At 44.1% G+C, this 19,424-nt stretch carries 23 protein-coding genes; 4 read left to right on the top strand and 19 right to left on the bottom strand.

The window, feature by feature from the left end:
• The first annotated feature begins 115 nt into the window (after positions 1-115).
• Complete coding sequence (locus FS736_RS10515) at positions 116-211, top strand: YjcZ family sporulation protein (RefSeq protein ID WP_144476626.1); 96 nt, start codon at positions 116-118, stop codon at positions 209-211.
• A 130-nt stretch (positions 212-341) separates the two neighbouring features.
• Entirely contained in the window at positions 342-866 is a 525-nt protein-coding gene (locus FS736_RS10510; protein WP_144476623.1) for a DUF309 domain-containing protein, read from the top strand.
• A gap of 43 nt (positions 867-909) precedes the next feature.
• On the opposite strand, the gene FS736_RS10505 is transcribed toward FS736_RS10510, so the two are convergent.
• From FS736_RS10505 to FS736_RS10415, 19 genes are all read right to left on the bottom strand, one after another.
• Positions 910-1,287, bottom strand: a complete 378-nt coding sequence (locus FS736_RS10505; protein ID WP_144476620.1) for a GNAT family N-acetyltransferase — start codon at positions 1,285-1,287, stop codon at positions 910-912.
• 426 nt (positions 1,288-1,713) lie between these two features.
• Positions 1,714-3,033, bottom strand: a complete 1,320-nt coding sequence (gene lysA, locus FS736_RS10500) for a diaminopimelate decarboxylase (RefSeq protein ID WP_144476617.1) — start codon at positions 3,031-3,033, stop codon at positions 1,714-1,716.
• 204 nt (positions 3,034-3,237) lie between these two features.
• Positions 3,238-4,716 (bottom strand): spore germination protein, encoded by a 1,479-nt coding sequence (locus tag FS736_RS10495; RefSeq protein ID WP_144476614.1) that lies wholly within the window; start codon positions 4,714-4,716, stop codon positions 3,238-3,240.
• Positions 4,700-5,278, bottom strand: a complete 579-nt coding sequence (spoVAEA, locus tag FS736_RS10490) for a stage V sporulation protein SpoVABEA (RefSeq protein ID WP_144476611.1) — start codon at positions 5,276-5,278, stop codon at positions 4,700-4,702. Before spoVAEA ends, FS736_RS10495 begins: the two co-directional genes overlap by 17 nt.
• A 29-nt stretch (positions 5,279-5,307) precedes the next feature.
• Positions 5,308-5,730, bottom strand: coding sequence for a stage V sporulation protein AB (locus tag FS736_RS10485; protein WP_144476608.1), 423 nt, complete (start codon positions 5,728-5,730; stop codon positions 5,308-5,310).
• Positions 5,720-6,337 carry a stage V sporulation protein AA gene (locus tag FS736_RS10480; RefSeq protein WP_144476939.1) on the bottom strand — a complete coding sequence of 206 codons (618 nt, stop codon included), beginning with the start codon at positions 6,335-6,337 and terminating at the stop codon, positions 5,720-5,722. Before FS736_RS10480 ends, FS736_RS10485 begins: the two co-directional genes overlap by 11 nt.
• 750 nt (positions 6,338-7,087) lie before the next feature.
• Positions 7,088-7,846: an RNA polymerase sporulation sigma factor SigF gene (sigF, locus tag FS736_RS10475; protein WP_144476605.1), complete on the bottom strand. Its 759-nt coding sequence runs from the start codon at positions 7,844-7,846 to the stop codon at positions 7,088-7,090.
• Between the two features lie 13 nt (positions 7,847-7,859).
• Complete coding sequence (spoIIAB, locus tag FS736_RS10470) at positions 7,860-8,300, bottom strand: anti-sigma F factor (RefSeq protein WP_144476602.1); 441 nt, start codon at positions 8,298-8,300, stop codon at positions 7,860-7,862.
• A 3-nt stretch (positions 8,301-8,303) separates the two neighbouring features.
• Entirely contained in the window at positions 8,304-8,654 is a 351-nt protein-coding gene (spoIIAA, locus tag FS736_RS10465) for an anti-sigma F factor antagonist (RefSeq protein WP_144476600.1), read from the bottom strand.
• 143 nt (positions 8,655-8,797) lie between these two features.
• Positions 8,798-9,976 (bottom strand): D-alanyl-D-alanine carboxypeptidase family protein, encoded by a 1,179-nt coding sequence (locus FS736_RS10460; protein WP_222125066.1) that lies wholly within the window; start codon positions 9,974-9,976, stop codon positions 8,798-8,800.
• A 135-nt stretch (positions 9,977-10,111) separates the two neighbouring features.
• Complete coding sequence (locus FS736_RS10455; RefSeq protein ID WP_144476936.1) at positions 10,112-11,416, bottom strand: pyrimidine-nucleoside phosphorylase; 1,305 nt, start codon at positions 11,414-11,416, stop codon at positions 10,112-10,114.
• A gap of 41 nt (positions 11,417-11,457) precedes the next feature.
• Positions 11,458-12,282 (bottom strand): purine-nucleoside phosphorylase, encoded by an 825-nt coding sequence (locus tag FS736_RS10450; RefSeq protein ID WP_144476594.1) that lies wholly within the window; start codon positions 12,280-12,282, stop codon positions 11,458-11,460.
• 12 nt (positions 12,283-12,294) lie between these two features.
• A complete protein-coding gene (deoB, locus tag FS736_RS10445; RefSeq protein WP_144476591.1) occupies positions 12,295-13,476 on the bottom strand; it encodes a phosphopentomutase in 1,182 nt (393 codons plus the stop codon).
• A gap of 237 nt (positions 13,477-13,713) precedes the next feature.
• Positions 13,714-14,607, bottom strand: a complete 894-nt coding sequence (gene xerD / locus FS736_RS10440) for a site-specific tyrosine recombinase XerD (protein ID WP_144476588.1) — start codon at positions 14,605-14,607, stop codon at positions 13,714-13,716.
• Positions 14,608-14,612: 5 nt separating this feature from the next.
• Entirely contained in the window at positions 14,613-14,840 is a 228-nt protein-coding gene (locus FS736_RS10435; RefSeq protein WP_144476585.1) for a YqzK family protein, read from the bottom strand.
• Positions 14,841-15,124: 284 nt separating this feature from the next.
• Positions 15,125-15,583, bottom strand: coding sequence for a ferric iron uptake transcriptional regulator (gene fur, locus FS736_RS10430; RefSeq protein ID WP_144476933.1), 459 nt, complete (start codon positions 15,581-15,583; stop codon positions 15,125-15,127).
• A 115-nt stretch (positions 15,584-15,698) separates the two neighbouring features.
• Entirely contained in the window at positions 15,699-16,340 is a 642-nt protein-coding gene (gene spoIIM / locus FS736_RS10425; protein WP_144476582.1) for a stage II sporulation protein M, read from the bottom strand.
• A 121-nt stretch (positions 16,341-16,461) separates the two neighbouring features.
• A complete protein-coding gene (locus tag FS736_RS10420; RefSeq protein WP_144476579.1) occupies positions 16,462-17,628 on the bottom strand; it encodes an endonuclease Q family protein in 1,167 nt (388 codons plus the stop codon).
• The gene (locus FS736_RS10415; protein WP_144476576.1) at positions 17,629-18,180 is read right to left on the bottom strand and encodes an NUDIX hydrolase; all 552 of its coding nucleotides are present in this window, start codon (positions 18,178-18,180) and stop codon (positions 17,629-17,631) included.
• A 75-nt stretch (positions 18,181-18,255) separates the two neighbouring features.
• Between FS736_RS10415 and mciZ the strand changes: the two genes are divergently transcribed.
• Both mciZ and FS736_RS10405 read left to right on the top strand, forming a co-directional pair.
• A complete protein-coding gene (mciZ, locus tag FS736_RS10410; RefSeq protein WP_144476573.1) occupies positions 18,256-18,402 on the top strand; it encodes a Z-ring formation inhibitor MciZ in 147 nt (48 codons plus the stop codon).
• Positions 18,403-18,462: 60 nt separating this feature from the next.
• Complete coding sequence (locus FS736_RS10405) at positions 18,463-19,374, top strand: aldo/keto reductase (protein ID WP_144476570.1); 912 nt, start codon at positions 18,463-18,465, stop codon at positions 19,372-19,374.
• Positions 19,375-19,424: the final 50 nt, after the last annotated feature.

Here is a 19,424-nt window from a genome sequence, read left to right as displayed (position 1 = left end):
CACTAATTTAGAAGCAGCTCCGTTCAGAAATCCGCAAGCGCCCAAACCATTTCCTTTCCTGCTGCATATGCTGAAAATGTATATTAGGCTATTTCACTATTAGGAGGTATGTTAAATGTCTGATGGTAAAGGCTATGGCTACGGAGCAGGTTTCGCTTTAATCATCGTGCTTTTCATTTTGCTCATCATCATTGGTGCAGCGTGGTTATAAAACCAGGCAACAGTGAAAATTGTGGAATGCCCGGCAAAAGCCGGGCATTTTCCTCTTTAAATCAGCTTTTCCATGCTACGAATAGGTGGAATATATGCTAAGCTATTGTTAGTTGATTGGGGGTTTAATTATGACTAAGTATCCAGTTTCCTATATACAATATCTCGCCCATTTCCATGGAGACAGGGATTATTTTGAATGCCATGAAATTTTAGAGGAATATTGGAAAGCTACAGATGCTGGAAATAAAAAATCGATCTGGGTCGCACTGATTCTGCTCGCTGTTTCTAATTACCACCATCGCCGGAAAAACTTTTCAGGGGCTATTAGGACTTTAGGTAAAGCAATCGAGCTATTTTCGTCAGACATGCAGGCAATACGCCGCTTGGGAATCGACGCTGATCTGCTGACCGAATTCCTCGGCAAGAGGAGAAAAAACTTGCTCAACAATGTACCATATACAAGCTTCAATCTGCCCATAATTGACGCTGAGTTGAAAAAGCTTTGCCTTGAAGAATGCAAACAGAATGGTTTTACATGGGGAAAGACTAGTGATATGGACAATCCAGACTTGATCCACAGGCACTCAACAAGGGATCGGACCGAGGTGATCTCCGAACGCAGGATGGCTCAGGAGGAAAGAAAAAGCAGGTAAAATAGAAGGTTTTCATCTCCAAAAAGTAAGAAAAGGCAGGGATTTAATATCCACTGCCTTCAACACTATTATCTTCCTGGCTGCATTTTTCAAAAAAGGATGCCGTCTCAGCATTTGCGATTGCCGTCCATTCCGGAAACATCTCCTGCAATGCATTGACCATGCGTTTCCCAATTCCCTGATGACGATGGGATGGATTCACAGATATGTGGAGAAGCTGCATCATTTTATCCTCAGCGAAGTTAACACCCAAAAGCCCGATGATATCTTCACCTTCCTTCCATAAAAACAGCTGCCATGAATCATCTGTTTCGTAATTCCTCATCGTCTGCTGAAGTTTTTTTAAATCCTTCTCATTTGGCATGAAAGATAACAAGCCCATTGCAATCTTTTCGAATGCCTTTTTATATCGAATTAACATAAATATCCCTCATCGTGGTTTGACAGTAATAAACGGAATGATACCAACACCATTTTTTCCATTTTCCTTCTAATTTAAACCTTCGCTACTCAAGACCGAGTACCGCAGTAATCAAATGCTATTCACCATTTTGATATTATATGTTTTTCTGCATTTTCTGGTTCATATATAAATTGAATTGATATAATCATACATAATCCGGGCAGATACTTCAAATTTTATCTGTGCTCTATTGTCCTGGCACAATAAAAAACCAGTAGTAGGCTCCCCATCCAACAGACATCAATAGCAATAACAGAAACAATAGCCAGTTATTCTTTTTCATACAGAATCCCTCCAATCTGTTATTCTACAATAAGACCGGGGTTTTAGCCAATTTTTAAATAACACCCTATGAACAGCTAAAAAAGCTGCGGAAATGCAGCTTTAACTGTTAACCTTTTCTTTAAGCGGAAGGTCTAATTTCACCATATCCTCGTATGTTTCACGGCGGACAACCAGCGTATCTTTTGAATTTTCAAGAAATACGACTGCAGGCCTTGGAAGGCGGTTATAGTTGTTTGCCATTGAATAGCCGTATGCTCCCGTACAAAATACTGCGAGGATGTCGTGGTTGCCAGTCTTTGGCAGCGGAAGGTCCCAGATTAGCATATCCCCTGATTCACAGCATTTCCCGGCGATCGAAACCGTCTCCTCAGGTTTATCCATTACTCTATTTGCAAGGACTGCTTCGTACTTAGCCTGATACAAAGCTGGCCGGATATTGTCACTCATCCCGCCGTCAACCGCGACATACTTGCGGACATTTGGAACATCCTTCCTGGAGCCTATGCGGTAAAGTGTAGTACCAGCATCTCCTACAAGCGAACGTCCCGGCTCGATCCAGATTTCAGGCGTTTTCATTGAATATCGGGAAGCCTGCTTTTTCACCTCAGCAATTATTTCTTCCACATATTGCGCTGCTGGAATCGGATCATCTTCATCTGTATAACGAATCCCAAAACCACCGCCAAGATTAAGGACAGTGGATTCGAAGGACAATTCATTCTTCCATTGATGCAATTTTTCAAAGATTTTTTGGGCAGCTAGGATGAATCCTGTCGTTTCAAAAATTTGTGAACCTATGTGGCAATGCAATCCCAGCACATCGATCAGTTTTTCTTCCAGGGAAATGCGCATCGCCTCGTCAGCCTGTCCATTCTGTAAATCGAAGCCAAATTTAGAGTCTTCCTGGCCTGTTAAAATATAATCATGAGTATGTGCTTCAATTCCAGGTGTAACTCTTAATAAAACCTTGGTGGGCGTGTTCTTTTCCTTGCAAATATCCTTCAGCATGTCAAGTTCATAAAAATTATCAACCACAATGCAGCCAATATTGTGCTCTATAGCCATGACCAGCTCTTCATAGCTTTTATTATTTCCATGAAAGTGGATTTTTTCTGTTGGAAATCCGGCTACAAGTGCCGTGTACAGCTCCCCGCCAGAAACAACATCAAGCGAGAGACCTTCCTCAGCGGCCAATTGAACCATCGCCACCGTTGAAAAAGCTTTGCTGGCATATGCTACTTGTGCGGTGATTCCAGCATTTTCAAAAGTTCTTTTAAAAGCTTTTGCCCGTTCCCGGATTAAAGCTACATCATAAACATATAGCGGGGTCCCATATTTTTCAGCCAATTGGACTGTATCTACACCGCCTATCTCCAAATGTCCCAGTCGGTTAGTTTTTGCCGTTCCATGAAATTCCATGTTGTCCCCTCATCCCTTGCCAAAATATTCAATTCCCTGGTACAATATTTTCACATTTTTTCAAAAGAAGCCTGCACTTTTCGGGCATCTAATAAATAAAAAGACAGTTCATTTGATGAACTGTCTATTTATTTTTCGCTTTAAGACTTTAGTAAATTAAAAACACTTTACCACAATTCCTGGCAACGCGCAATCGTAATCTCGTCAAGAGTTCGAAGGCTGTTTGAAGCGATTCCTTGCATGCACAATACTTGGACGGATTTTTGAGCCAGGAACGGTCCTTCTAATCAGAATCTGCATAAAAGCAACAGGATGGAAAGGAATAAATGGCCACAGATATGGAGTGTTCAATGATTTTATATGTGCCAGAAACAACAGCCAAATGGTTGTACCAATCATAAACCCTGGGACATGGAATATGGCAGTTACAATCAGCAAAAATACTCTTCCTATTTTGTTTGCTACACTCAATTCATAACTTGGCGTCGCATAAGTACCGATTGCAGCCACAGCGACATAAAGTATGACTTCAGGCACGAACATTCCAACATCGATGGCGATTTGTCCAATCAGGACGGCAGCGATCAAACCCATCGCTGTAGAGAGCGGTGTCGGTGTATGGATGGCCGCCATCCTCAGGAACTCGATGCCGCCATCCGCCATCATGATTTGCAGGAAGACCGGTATATTGGATTTTTCATTGGGTCCAATGAAAGATATTTTTTCAGGGAGCAAGTCAGGGTTCTGCACAAATAAATACCATAAAGGCAAAAGCAGCAGTGAGGCAAGGACCCCCAGGAATCGCACCCATCGGACCATTGTTCCGACGGCCGGTGACTGCCTGTACTCTTCAGCATGCTGAAGATGATGGAAATAGGTCGTTGGTGTGATGATGACACTTGGGGAAGTGTCAACATATATAAGGATATGTCCTTCTAGCAAGTGGGTAGCGGCGACGTCGGCACGTTCTGTGTACCTGACGAGCGGATATGGATTATATCCTTGCTTGACCAAAAATTCTTCAATTGTTTTATCGGCCATCGTGATTCCATCGATTTTTATCGAATTAAGTTCTTTTTTGATGACCTCAATCATTCCTGGATTTGCAATATCTTTAATATAGCCAAGGGCAACATCCGCCTTAGACCTTTCGCCTATCTTCATCATCTCAAAACGAAGATTCTCATCCCTGATTCTTCGTCGGGTCAACGCCGTATTGACGATGATATTTTCGACAAAGCCATCACGTGACCCGCGCACTACTTTTTCAGTATCTGGCTCCTGAGGCTGCCTTCCCGGATAGCTCCGTACGTCCACAACTAATCCGGACGCTTCCCCTTCCACTACGATGACAATAAGACCTGAAAGGACCTGGTCGACGAGCTCATCCATTGTTTTGATTTTTTCAACAGATTGATGGGTTATCCTGTTTTCTACAATAGCCTGCAAATGGGTCGAAAGTTTTTCATTATCATTGATATCCACCAACTCTTCAACGATATGTACGATGAAGCTAGTATCACACAACCCATTTACATAGTAAAAGTGAACATCCTTTTTCAGGATCTTCAGCTTCCTGACACCCAGATCAAAACTATCCCCCAGGCCAACCTTCTCTTTCATGTACTTTTCAGCTTCGTCCAACGATAGCGGGATTGGCTGTTTGTCATTCTTCTTTGGCATAGAATCCGCTCCTTTCAAGGATGATTTCCACTGCTTTCTTCGTGATGGGTGATCCTATTTTATAATGGTCACGCCTGGCCATTTTGCCGATATCACCTATCCCGATGATCAACGGGACATCAAGCGTGTCCAGACAATAAACTGTATCACCATTGATCCTTCCCATTTCCAACTCTGGAAGGCCATGTTTATCGACACCATAGGGAGTGAGTTCACCATCCCGGTCGATGCAGAAATCCACCCGGCTCCATTCTTCCATATGCGTTTTCGAGGCAACCGCGATAACGCCGAGAACCTGGATGTCCTCATGCTCAGCTACGTATTTCAGTGCCTTTTCTCCTGCTCCTTCTCCAAGAAAACCACTATCATCAAACATGACCAACACCGGATCCTTTGTGGCTTTTTTGATTAACTTAACAAGGTGGGGCCCAGAAAGGACGGAAGGGTTCCCGTGAGAAAGAGAGATGCACCGTCCGCCAATATCGGCAGCAACACGCTCAACAGCTCGCCGTGCATAGTCATCACCATCTGTAATTAGGATTACCTTCCTTTTTTCGGCCATTATTTGCCGTCCTTTCTCTTCCCTCATTTTTATTGCCCTACAAAATAAATCCAGTGAAACAATGACCCGAATACTTTTCCGAGCACAATGGCCATCAGCAATGTTTCAAGCTTGTCATCAACCCGCACCCTTTTTGCCAGGATAGGCAGTACATTCAATACTTCTGTTAACGCAGCTGCCAGCATCCCGACAAATATGCCGCCAGCGAGTCCAAGAGGAATGGTGACGTATGGAGAAAAGCTCAATACGGGATCCCTCAAACTTCCCGCAGTTCCCAGCAAAGCACCGAGGACAACAGCCCATTCATACCAGGAAATCAGCTTCATTGTCTTTGTGAGCTGGGTCAGCCTGGGAATCACGCCCAGAACCGATAAGAATGCTACAAAACCCGATCCTACTGCAAGCCCGCTAGCCAGCCCAATAAGGATAATGAACAAGATGTTAATCGTCATCGAGATGTTTCACACTTTCCTTGTTTTCATGCAGAATGACATATTGATCAAGTGATTGCTGATAATTGAACATTTCAACCTCAAGCGGGCTCGGCTCTTCATTAAGCCGCTTTTTGAATACATGGTTAAAAAATAAGATCATGCCAACACCAATGCCGATTGAATAAGGTATCTGGAATAACAGCGGCTTTGCGACTTCTTTTCCCGTCATGATAAAATAGAGCCGCTCATGCACCGTTTGCATGCTGACATCCTCGTGGAAGTTCATGATGGTTAATGCTGCACCGAAAAATAGCAAAAACCACACAAGGATAAAAAATGGTATCGACATTCCTTTTTTCTTGTAGATCACCTCAATAATCGTTTGAGCCGGTCCAACAGCCTGGACTTCATGATCCGGATATATCCCTGTAATGAAATGAATGACCTTCATGACATCGATGATATGGATATGGTCCTTTGGAGAAATTCTTTTTACTTCAAGCGATGCCAGGTCTTGGTATATTTCTTCGCTGGCAATAATTTGGGCAATATCCTTCAATAAAAGTGATTCCTCAGGCTTGACCTGTACGCGATTCCGCATGCGGATATAAATCGTTTTTTCCATCAGATTCACTTCCAACACAGTGTTTTCCTCGTATATTTAGTATGTATTGCTATGTGCTTTTCATGAAGTCCAATAATTGGTTAAGATGGAGTGCTTTATAGATCCGGGATGTTGATTTATTTGGGGAATTTAACGGACTCATCGGTGTACTTTTTCCAGTTACAGGTGTATTAGGGCTTCAACTGGCTTTATTGGTATCACGTTTTCCCAGTTACTGGTGTTTTAAGGTACCAATCAGCTTTATTGGCGCACTAATTTTCCAGTTACTGGTGTACCAGAGCGCCTATAAGCATTATTGGTGCACTGGTTTCCCAGTTACTGGTTTTTTACGGCTCCAATCGGCTTTATTGGTGTACTGGTTTCCCAGTTAATGGTGTTTCGGGGCACCGATCGGCTTTATTGGTGTACTAATTTTCCAGTTTCTGGTATTTCAGAGTCCCAATTAGCTTAATTGATGCACTGTTTTCCCAGTTTCTGGTGTTTCAGGGCTCCAATCGGCTTTATTGGTGTACCACTTTTCCAGTTTCTGGTGTTTCAGGGCTCCAATCAGCTTTATTGGTGTACCACTTTCCTAGTTTCTGGTATTTCAGGGCTCCAATCGGCTTTATTGGTGCAATACATTCCCAGTTTCTGGTGTTTCAGGGCACCAATCAGCTCTAAGGGTGACCTCTTTTTTTCGAATTCCCGTGTTTAGGGCACCAATTCGTCCCCACCTACAAGATTTTCAGAAAAACAAAAAGCCGTATGGATTCAAAGATCCATACGGCCTTTCATTTGCTGAAGTATTTTCTTTTCGAGGCGCGAGACCTGGACCTGGGAGATGCCAAGCCGGGCTGCGACTTCTGATTGGGTTTGATCTTTATAATACCTCAAATAAACGATCAGTTTTTCCCGTTCTTCCAGTTCGTTGATAGCCTCTTTCAAGGCGATTTTATCGAACCAGCGTCCTTCTTCGCCATTATCGATTTGGTCCAGCAGAGTAATTGGATCGCCATCATTCTCATAGACGGTTTCATGGATGGAGGCCGGGCTTCGGCTTGCCTCCTGGGCCATGATTACATCTTCAGGCGATAATTCAAGATATTCGGCAATTTCATTGACAGTCGGCACCCTGCCCAGGGTTTTGGAAAGTTCGTCTTTTGCCTTCCTGATTTTATTGCCAGTCTCCTTCAGCGACCTGCTGACTTTCACGGTCCCGTCATCCCTGATGAAACGCTGGATTTCACCAATGATCATTGGAACGGCATATGTTGAAAATTTTACGTCGTACGAGAGGTCAAATTTATCAACTGATTTTAAGAGGCCGATGCTGCCAATTTGAAACAGGTCGTCTGGCTCATATCCTCTGTTGAGGAAACGCTGGACGACGGACCAGACGAGACGCATGTTCTTCTGGACAATCAAATCCCTGGCAGCCTGGTCTCCCTGCTGGCTTCTCAAAATCAGTTCTTTGACTTCATGGTCCTTAAGATACGTTTGGCTATTATCCTTTTTTACCTCCACATCCATCGGCAGAACTCCCTTAATTGCACAGCGCTTTGCTCTTTGACAGGTGCTTTTTCAAACGAATCTCTGTCCCAAAGCCGGGCTCTGATCTCACTTGTACTTCGTCCATGAAATTTTCCATAATCGTAAAGCCCATACCGGACCGTTCCAGCTCTGGCTTTGAAGTATAAAGTGGCTGCATGGCTTCATCGATATCAGGAATGCCTATTCCTTCATCTTTAATGAGCATTTCGATCATCCCATCCTGGAGCAATACGGAAATGAACACTTTTCCGTCCGGATTGCTTTCATATCCATGGATAATCGCATTTGTCACCGCTTCGGATACAACGGTTTTGATTTCCGTCAATTCGTCCATCGTTGGATCCAGCTGCGCAATGAAGGCAGCAACGGTAACGCGGGCGAATGATTCGTTTTGACTTAACGCGCTAAAATGAAGATTCATTTCATTCTTCATGGATCATGCAACCCCCAATCTCTCTAATGCAAATTCTTCCGTCGGATCAAGACGGATGATCTTGAATAAGCCCGACATATCAAATAACCGTTTGATTGGCGGCGAGATTGCGCAAACAACCATTTCTCCATGAAGCTGTTTGATTTGTTTATATCTTCCCAAAACTACACCGAGTCCCGAACTATCCATAAAGGTGAGATGTTCGAGGTTCATGACAATGTGGCGGATTCCTTCGTTCTCAATGGCTTTTGTTGCCTGCTCGCGAAGCTGGTCTGCAGTGTGGTGATCCAATTCACCACTGATTCTTATCAATAAGACGTCATGCTTCACTTCCATATCAATGTTAAGACTCACTATCCAAAGCCTCCTTATCTGGTATAGTGAGTCAAATTCTCCATTGAATCAGCCAATTCCTTCTTCAGAACAAAACTAGTGCCAATTCGCTAAAACTAGATGGAATGGCAGAGTTTTCGACACAATCATGAACCTGGCTGACATTATTTTTGGCTTCCAGCCCTGGTGAACATTCCGAATGAGCGCTTATACAGGATCCACCAGCTTGCTTCTTTAACCTTTGCATCCGCAACAAGTGTGGTTTCCGCTACGGTTTTGCCGTCTTTCACAAGCTTAAGAGTTCCTACCTTGTCCCCTTTTTCGACAGGAGCCTTAAGGCTTTTGTTCAGTGTGATCTTCTGTTTGACATCCTTGATGTCAACTCCTTTTTTTGTAAGGAGGGAAACACTTTCAGAGGTGACCGCGTTGATTGACTTTTTGTCACCCTTGCTGATGACTGCTTTACCGAGCGGATGCCCTTTTTTGAACATTGGATGCGTCTGATACTGGCTGAAAGCATAGTCGAGCATCTTCGTTACCTGCGCATTCCTCGCCTTGGATGTCGGTGCTCCAAACACGACCGCGATCGCACGCATGCCATCCTTTTGAGCAGTAGCTGTCAAACAATATTTTGCTTCATTAGTAAAGCCGGTCTTTAGGCCATCCACTCCCGGGTAAAAACGAACAAGCTTATTCGTATTCACAAGCCAGAATTTCTTTTCCGAATCCTCACGGAGGTAATCTTCATACGTACCCGTGTATTTGGTTATTTTTTCGTACTTAAGCAACTCTTTTGCCATCATGGCCATATCATATGACGAGCTATAATGTCCATCTACAGGCAGGCCAGTAGTATTTTTAAAAAAGGTATCCTTCAAGCCAAGTTCCTTTACCTTCTTGTTCATCATTTTCACAAATGCCTCTTCAGATCCACCGATACGCTCAGCCATTGCCACTGCTGCATCATTACCTGACCCGATAGCGATTCCTTTTAGCAATTGCTCAACTGTCATCTCTTCTCCTGGCTCCAGGAATATCTGGGATCCTCCCATCGAAGCAGCATATTCACTTGCGCGGACTTTTTCGTCGAGCTTCAGCCTTCCTTCATCCAAAGCTTCCATGATCAATAGCATTGTCATGATTTTTGTCATGCTTGCCGGCGGAAGCTTTTCATGGCTGTTTTTATCAAACAGTACCTGCCCTGTATCACGCTCAATCAGAATAGCTGAACTGGCATCATTGGCCAGTCCTTTGTCTCCTTCATTGGCATATCCTTTAGGGGATATAAATGCTGCACCCAGCATAAAAACAAGCAGTAAACTCGTAAACTTTTTTAGATTCATGGCCATAACCCTCCTATCTTTATAGGCTCTATTTTTATCCAACCAATCCACTTTTATACAGGTAAGGCAGATAAAACCGGTATTTTTTGCATATAAAAAAGCGGAGAGTCAGCTCTCCGCTTTCGTTCAAAGATTTTATTCTGTTATTTCTCCATGTACGAGGATTGGTGCTTCAACATGTTCACTCGAGATTTTGATGTTCTCATACAGCATTTCTCTTACTTCATTCACATCTTCAAAGTTACTGTAGATGGTGAGAAGGGATTCTCCCTTTTCTACCTTGTCGCCAATTTTTTTGTGCAGCATAAGCCCTACTGCCAGATCGATTTCGGATTCCTTCGTTGCCCTTCCTGCTCCAAGAAGCATGGCGGCTGTTCCTACTTCATCAGCGACGATTTCGGATACATAGCCTGCCTCTTTCGCTTCAAGTTCAAACTTGTATTTCGCCTGTGGCAGGTTTTCGGGATGATCGACGACCGATGCATCTCCGCCCTGGGATGCAAGGAATACTTTGAAGGTTTCGAGAGCAGTGCCGTTCTTGATGACTTCTTCAAGCTTGCTTCGTGCGTCTCCAAGGGACTCTGCCTTTCCGGCCAGGAAGACCATGTGGCTTCCAAGTGTCAGGCAAAGTTCAGTTAAATCTTCAGGACCCTCTCCCTTCAGGGTATCGATTGCTTCCTTGACCTCAAGGGCATTCCCGATTGCAAAGCCCAGCGGCTGGCTCATATCAGAAATGACAGCCATCGTCCTGCGGCCGACATTGTTCCCGATTCTAACCATTGCTTTTGCCAGTTCACGAGAATCTTCAAGCGTCTTCATGAATGCGCCTGCTCCTGTTTTTACATCGAGGACGATTGCATCTGCACCAGCAGCGATTTTTTTGCTCATGATCGAGCTGGCAATCAATGGGATGCTGTCCACAGTTGCAGTTACATCACGTAATGAATAGAGCTTTTTATCAGCTGGAGTCAGATTCCCGCTCTGACCGATGACCGCAATTTTATTTTTATTCACAAGATTGATGAATTCCTCATTATCAATCTCGACATGGAAACCTTCTACTGCTTCCAGCTTGTCGATGGTTCCGCCTGTATGTCCGAGCCCGCGCCCTGACATTTTTGCTACCGGCACACCTAAAGCCGCTACTAATGGGCCCAGTACCAGTGTCGTTGTATCACCTACACCCCCTGTAGAGTGCTTATCGACTTTCACACCTTCGATCGCAGAAAGATCAATCTGGTCTCCAGACTTCACCATTGCCATCGTTAAGTCTGCGCGTTCTTTTTCAGTCATTCCCTGAAAGAAAATCGCCATTGTCAGCGCGCTTACCTGGTAGTCAGGAATGCTGCCATCTGTATAGCCGTCAATGAAAAACTGGATTTCTTCCGTTGATAACTCATGTCCGTCACGTTTTTTCTCTATCACATCGACCATTCTCATCATTATCACCACTTATCATTATTTAGCTGGAGAGCTATGGATTATTTTTCCCCTACTGTTTTTACAATTTCATTCACAAGCAAAAGAAAGCTGGACTTCACTTTTTCAGTTGTTTCAATTACTTCATCATGGCTTAATGGCTGATCAAGGATTCCTGCTGCCATGTTCGAAATGCAGGAAATGCCAAGTACCTCAAGTCCAGAATGCTTTGCCACAATGACTTCAGGCACTGTGGACATTCCGACTGCGTCTCCACCCAGCGTACGGATCATCCTTACTTCGGCAGGCGTTTCATAGACTGGTCCAGGGTTTCCAAGATATACCCCCTCTTTGATTGTAAGATTGTTCTTTTCAGCGACTTCTTTCGCAACCGCTCTTAAATTCTTAGAATAGGCTTCACTCATATCAGGGAAGCGCACGCCGAATCGCGAATCATTTGGCCCGATCAGTGGGTTAGTCCCCATATTGTTAATATGGTCAGTAATGATCATCAAATCTCCTGGTTCGAAGCTTTCATTCACTCCTCCAGCTGCGTTTGTAACAATGAGCTTTTCTATCCCTAGTTCCTTCATCACACGGACTGGGAATGTGACCTTATCCATGCTGTAGCCTTCATAATAATGGAAGCGCCCCTGCATTGCGATAACTTCAACGCCGCTAAGCTGTCCGCAAACCAACTGTCCTGCATGCCCCTCAACTGTCGAAACCGGGAATCCCGGGATTTCGTTGTAAGGAATCTTGACCGGGTTCCCAATGTCTTCAGCCAGGACTCCCAGCCCCGAGCCAAGAATCAAACCGATTTTAGGCTGCTGAGTTAATTTCTCATTGATATACGATGCTGCTGTTTGAATTTGATTATAATCCATGAATTCCACTCCTTAGTTCAATTCCTTCAGGAAGCTAGTTCCGTGCTCAGGCATTTTTACGTTAAAGTTTTCCGCAACCGTCGCTCCAATGTCAGCAAAGGTCTTACGTACCGGCAGTTCTTTTCCTTCTTTCATTCCCTTTGAATAAACAAGGAGCGGCACATATTCGCGCGTGTGGTCTGTTCCGTGGTGAACAGGATCATTACCGTGATCTGCGGTGATGATGAGCAAGTCATCCTCTTTCAATTTTTCAAAGACTTCAGGAAGTCGTGCATCATATTCTTCAAGCGCTTTACCATAACCTTCCGGGTCGCGGCGATGTCCGAACAGCGCGTCGAAATCAACAAGGTTCAGGAAGCTCAGTCCAGTGAAGTCCTGGTCCAAAGTCTGGAGCAGCTTATCCATTCCGTCCATATTTGAAACTGTACGAAGGGATTCTGTTACACCTTCACCATCATAGATATCGGAAATTTTACCAATCGCCAGCACATCAAGACCTTCATCCTTCAACTCATTCATGACCGTTCTGCCAAATGGCTTGAGCGCATAATCATGGCGATTGGAAGTACGTTTGAAATCACCTGGCTGACCAAGGAAAGGTCTTGCGATGACTCTGCCTACCATGTACTTTTCATCGAGTGTCAGTTCCCGGGCGATCTTGCAAATATCATACAGTTCTTCGATCGGGACAATCTCTTCGTGTGCCGCAATCTGCAACACTGAATCTGCGGACGTGTACACTATCAAAGCTCCTGTCTTCATATGCTCCTCACCTAGTTCAACAAGGATCTCGGTTCCGCTTGCCGGCTTGTTTCCGATGACCTTTCTGCCAGTGCGTGATTCCAGTTCGGAAATCAGTTCACCAGGAAAACCATCAGGGAAAACCTGGAAAGGAGTCTGGATGTTCAAGCCCATGATTTCCCAATGTCCTGTCATGGTATCCTTGCCGTTCGATGCCTCTTGCATCTTTGTATAGAACGCCATTGTCTTCGCAGCAGGGCTGATACCTTTAATTTCTTCGATATTGCTAAGGCCCAGCTTGCCCATATTCGGCATGTTCAGTCCGTTCATTTTCTCTCCGATATGGCCAAGTGTATGGGAACCTTTGTCTCCAAACTTCTCTGCGTCAGGAGCCTCTCCGATCCCGACTGAATCCATCACAATCAAAAATACTCTTTTATATGTATTCGACATTCTTTCTCCTCCTTAAAAAGTATGAATGCGTTACTTACAATTTTACAATTTTATGTTACCCTTTTTTGCTTATGATAATCGGATGCGTGCGTTTACATTTGTCAGAAGTCTGACATCTCCATTTTACTAGATATATCTAAAAACACAAGAAAAAAAGCCGGCTTTTCCGGCGGCTTTTTTGACAATTCTATGAAACTATCTGTCTGTTCTCTTTAAAATCACGTCCAATAACCCAAACTATGCTCGGGGATGGAACTTCGTATAAACATCCTTCAACCTTGTCTTTGTAACATGGGTATAGATTTGCGTCGTTGATATGTCTGCATGTCCCAGCATTTCCTGGACTGCGCGAAGATCTGCTCCATTTTCAAGCAGGTGGGTTGCAAATGAATGCCTCAGCGTATGCGGTGTCAATTCTTTTTCGATTCCTGCGTCTGCTGTCAGCCGCTTGAGGATTTTCCAGAACCCTTGTCGTGACAACCCTTTTCCATGATGATTTAAGAATAAAGAGTCATCCTTATGTTTTTTCGAAGCCAGTTTTGGCCTTCCTTTTTCGAGGTACTCTTCGATCGCATCTGAAGCCGTCTTCCCTATCGGAATGATCCTTTCCTTGCTCCCTTTGCCCATGCAGCGGACAAATCCCATCGTCAGGTGCACATCGGACAGCTTTAGTCCGATCAGTTCACTGACACGGATACCCGTAGCATACATCATCTCAAGCATCGCTTTGTCCCGATACCCAAAAGGGTCGGAAAGTTTCGGGCTTTCTAAAAGCGTCTCGACCTCTTCCATGCTCAGCACCTTAGGCAAAGAACGCTCATGCTGTGGACTTTCAATATGGACGGTTGGATCATGGTCGACCGCCTTTTCCCGCAGGAGAAAATGATGAAAAGCCCGGATGGAGGCAATATGCCTGGCCAGGGTCTTCGAGGATTTACCCGAGTCTTTTAAAAACTTAAGGAAGTGTACAATTTGCGGCCGCTGGACTCCATTTAATTCCCCAAGCTGTTCAACATTTTTCAGATAGTGAATATAACTATTCAAATCGCGTTTATAGGAGACAATCGTATTCTTTGATAGTCCCTTTTCAACAACCAGAAAGTGGATAAAGTCGTCAAGCCTGTCTTCCATTTCTATTACTCTCCATTCAGATAAAACAGTATCAGCCTTTCAAGCATGCTTCCTTCTTTTTCATCAAAGGTTCCTGACACCTTGATGGCTGCCCCTTCAGGTGCATCATACCGATGATAACTTTCATATTCTTCGTTAATCCACATGATACCATAATAAAATAGAATTGTGCATCCAGTGAACAAAATGAACACCTTTAATGTATGCATGACCATTCCGAACCACGATTTCATCTTCTTGCCTCCATACTCGTTGTAACAGAGAGATTCCCTGTCCACACGGCTATACTTATTTATTAATCTGTATGCCAATTTGGACAAGAATTATACCTGAGATAAGTGGATAATTGTGGCTCTTTGCGTTCAGTATCAAACAATACGGACCTTTGGCTTATCTGATTCGTAAGCCTTCTTGATACCATTAAGCAGGCGGTTAGTTAGGATCAAGCGCATAACATGCGAAACAGCTCCCATTATAAATAAAAAGCCCTTTCTCCATTCGGAAAAAGGGCCTCGAATTATTCTGTTTCTGCCGTATCTTTCTCCTGGCATCTGTGACAAATGCCGTGGAAAGTAAGGCGGTGGTCTTTAATCTTGAATTTCCAGTCTCTTTCAACGATTTCTTCAACATCCTCCAGAAGATCGTCCTGGATTTCATCTACAGCTCCGCACTCAATGCAGACAAGGTGATGATGGAAATGGGCAGCGCCTTCCTGGCGGAGATCATATCGGGACACACCATCCCCGAAATTGATTTTATCAACAATTTTCAGTTCAGTCAGCAGTTCAAGTGTCCGGTAAACTGTCGCCAGTCCGATTTCAGGAGATTTCTCTTTGACAAGCAAATAAACATCTTCAGCACTTAAGTGGTCTTCTTCATGTTCAAGCAATACGCGGACGGTAGCCTCGCGCTGCGGCGTTAATTTATAGCTGGACGAATGCAGCTGTTTCTTAATTCTCTCGATCCTGTTTTCCATTTCGATAGTACTCACTCCCCCGCCACTGTTCTTTTATTATATCAGAACGGAAATGAGATTCAAAATAAAATTATTACAAATAAGAAACAACAGTTATTTTAAACTGATAATAATTTTAATTTAGCGAGTTGATAACAGCCTTCAATAATGACGGGGATAAATATGCTTCGATTCCGGCTGCCACTGCCAGAAACACAAGTGCGGCTAAAAAAGAAAAGATATATCTAAAAAATTGAGGCATGATCGGCTGGCTGATTTTTTTCATGAACTGATTCCTGATCATTTTCAAGGAAAATGTGACTGCCATCGCTGCAGTAATGATGAAAACAGGAATGATGATGAAGTTTTGCGGCAGGATGGATACAAATGACAGCATGAAACCGTCCCACTGCATCTGGTTCACAAGAAAGCCGACTGTAAAACCGACCACCATTCCTTTCATGAATAAAAGAACCAGGATAACCGGAAGCCCGATGATGGAAACCCCCAAAATCCAGATCAGGCCTATGAACTTTCCATTATGCATAAAGCTTTGCAAAAACAAATCCTGTCCATCAGCTACTTTACTGGAAGCAGCCTGGCCAAAAAATTGTGATAGATAATAGAATAAATCTTCCTTTTGAGTGAAACTGAGGCTATTCACAATTACTGCCCCAAAGATGACGCCCATCAGAAAAAGGACAACGACAAAAAGATAGATTGAGGAATATTCTCGTAAATGGCTTACTGCGACGTCCTGGTACCTTCGTTTCTTCATCTCTTTTCCTCCTGCATATTGGTTACTACCATCATATGCTTGGACGGGAAGTCTATGACTCTGGAAGAAGAATTTTCGCTTTATTTAATAGAAACAAAAATCCGGCCTGTCTGGACCGGATTTACATATCTGCTATTTTCCCATACTTTCCTCCGCCCCCAGCCAGGAAGCCAAGTTGTCCTTTTCTTGCCTTGTCTATTGTGATTGCCGTCTTTTCAGGAATCAGCTGTTTCAAGGAGTCTAGAGGGACAGAGTGAAGGACTGCCATTTCTGTTCCGAAATGATCCATTAGCTTTTCCAGCATTTTCGGCCCAAGACCAGGAATGAACTCTAGTGGAACCTGATGGATATATGGCGGCCTCCCAGGCTTATTCCCATCTGCTGTCTTGAGTTCGCGTATCCTGTCAGCAACCCCTTTGACGATTTTGCCAGAGCCACATTGCCTGCAGACCTCATCAATGGTCGGAATAGGAGTCAGGCAGTTTGCACAGACGGTACGATGGTATTTTCCGAGTTGCGGATCCAGGCCGTAATTTGCTTTTATCCGTCTTCCTGCAGATTCCTTTAGTGCTAGTGCCAATTCGCCAAAAGAAGGCTCTTTCATTTCAATCTTCTGGTATTCTCTAGCGATTTTCGCTAGGGAATGGGCATCCGAGTTCGTGACAAAAGGATAACGATGGATTTCGGAAAGCTGATCGGCCATCATTGTATCTGAGCTTAACCCCAGCTCGATGCCATCAATCATCTCGGGATCAAATACTTCTGTTAAAGAATGTTTTACACCTTTTCCATACAAGCTTTTAAAAGGAGTAAAAACATGTGCAGGGATGAAAATCCCCCCAAGTTCCTTTACTTTCCTCTGCAATTCACGCCCGGTAACATATATTCTCTGCGAGCTTAAGGTAATGTTTTTCAAGTGATTCTCCAGCCACATCGAAAACATCCTCATGGTTTTTAGGGTTGGCAGGTAGCACAGGACATGGAGTGGCCCCTGTGTGCTCTCATCATTGATCTCAAGTTCCGACCCGAGGATGATGCTCATCCCGCCATAGTTCAAGCCGCCATCGGGATGTTCCTCAAGTTCACCTGCGATTAGCAAATTCTGCATTTCATCAAGTACCTCAGGTGAATGGCTGTCAATGATCCCGATCATGTCCATCCCTTTATAATCCCTGGCATGCCGGATAATATTGCTGAAGGTCAATGACTTTGCTCCGGTGATTTTCACTGCCCTGCCCGATTTCGTCCTGCCTATATGGATATGAAGATCGACAAAGTATTCCCGCATTTATTTACCCAATGCCTCTTGCAATTGCAAATGCTGTACAGCATATGCCGTTTTTGCATCATATATTTTTTGTTCTTTTACCAGTTGGATGGCTTCTTCAAGACTTACTTCAATCAAATTGACAAATTCGTCTTCGTCTGCTGCTGCCGGGTTGGCTTTTTTCGCAAGTCCGGTTGCTTTATAGACATGGATGATTTCATCTGCGAACCCTGGAGACGTATAGAAGGAGATCATCCACTCCATGCTGGCGCATTCATAACCGGTTTCTTCTTCAAGCTCACGGGCAGCGCATATTTCCGGCTTTTCACCAGCCTCGAGCTTTCCTGCCGGTATTTCGACGATGGTCCTTTCAAGCGCCTTTCTGTATTGTTCGACCATGATGATTTTATTGTCATCAGTAACCGGAATCACCGCCACTGCACCGGGATGCTTGATGATTTCCCGTTTAGAAGTTTTCCCGTTCGGCAATTCCACCTCGTCTACCTGCAGGCTGATGACTTTTCCTGTGAAAATCTGTTCTGTCTTCAATGTTTTTTCTTCAAGAGATTTCATACATGTCCACTCCTGTTCTAATCCGAGATCAAATGCTCATACATTTTACCATACTTATCTGAAAGGGGTATGGCGATGAAAGTGTACGTGCATGGTCAAGGCTTCACGATTGCTGGCAAAGCGTGGGAAATCAAAGCGATTTTAAAAGAGTATGGCAAAAAGCATCATCTTGTGAAAGACTGGGTTGAAGCAGTCAGTCAGTCGGTGGGCCGTCCAGATTAGTTGAACCCGCTCCTTCCATTCCGATAAAATGGAGATATTATTGTGGAACGGAGTGATGGAATGAAAAAAAGGCAATTAGGGTCTTCTGGATTATTTGTTAGTGAAATTGGTCTTGGCTGCATGTCGCTTGGTACAGATTATTCCAAGGCACAGGCAGTGGTCGAAGCTGCCCTCGAGGAAGGGATCAATTATTTCGATACCGCCGATTTATATGACTTTGGAGAAAATGAAAGGATTGTCGGACAGGCACTGAGGAGTGTCAGGGACCAGGTTGTCATTGCAACGAAAGCCGGCAATCGCTGGACCGAGACGAAGGACAGCTGGACCTGGGACCCCTCAAAAAGCCATATCAAAGAGGCTGTCAAACAAAGTCTGAAAAGATTGGATACCGATTATATTGACCTTTATCAGCTTCATGGCGGGACGATTGAGGATCCTATTGACGAAACGATCGAGGCTTTTGAAGAGTTAAAAGCTGAGGGCTTTATAAAGCATTATGGCATTTCCTCGATCAGACCCAATGTCATCCGCGAATATGCACAAAAATCCAATATTGTCTCTGTCATGATGCAATACAGCATGCTCGACAGACGTCCGGAAGAAGAAGCACTTCCGCTTCTTGATGAAAAAGGGATCAGCGTTGTAACCCGAGGAACCGTCGCAAAAGGGATGCTCAGCGACAGGCTGCTTGAAAAGGCCCCTCCCAAAGGATTTCTTGATTACAGCTATGATGAATTGCAGGAAGTATTGCCGTTATTGAAGGAAAAACTGGCATCTTCCCATTCTCTTACAGAAGCAGCGATTCAGTATAACCTGGCAGACCCCGCTGTTGCTTCGATTGTCGCCGGCGCAAGCAGCCCCGGGCAAATAAGAGAAAACGCCCGGGCAGCAAGAGCTAATCCACTTTCTCCGGAAGAAATCCGTTTAATCAAATCGCTTACGAAAGCAAACCAGTATGATCAGCATAGATAAACAATAAAGTTTTGGACATATTCGTCTTTTCGGCGAGTATGTCCTTTTTA

Source organism: Cytobacillus oceanisediminis 2691, from assembly GCF_007678455.1.
GTDB classification, from domain to species: domain Bacteria; phylum Bacillota; class Bacilli; order Bacillales; family Cytobacillaceae; genus Mesobacillus; species Mesobacillus oceanisediminis_A.
The sequence above is the reverse complement of the archived record's forward strand: the minus strand, read 5'-3'. Positions and strand labels throughout refer to the sequence as shown.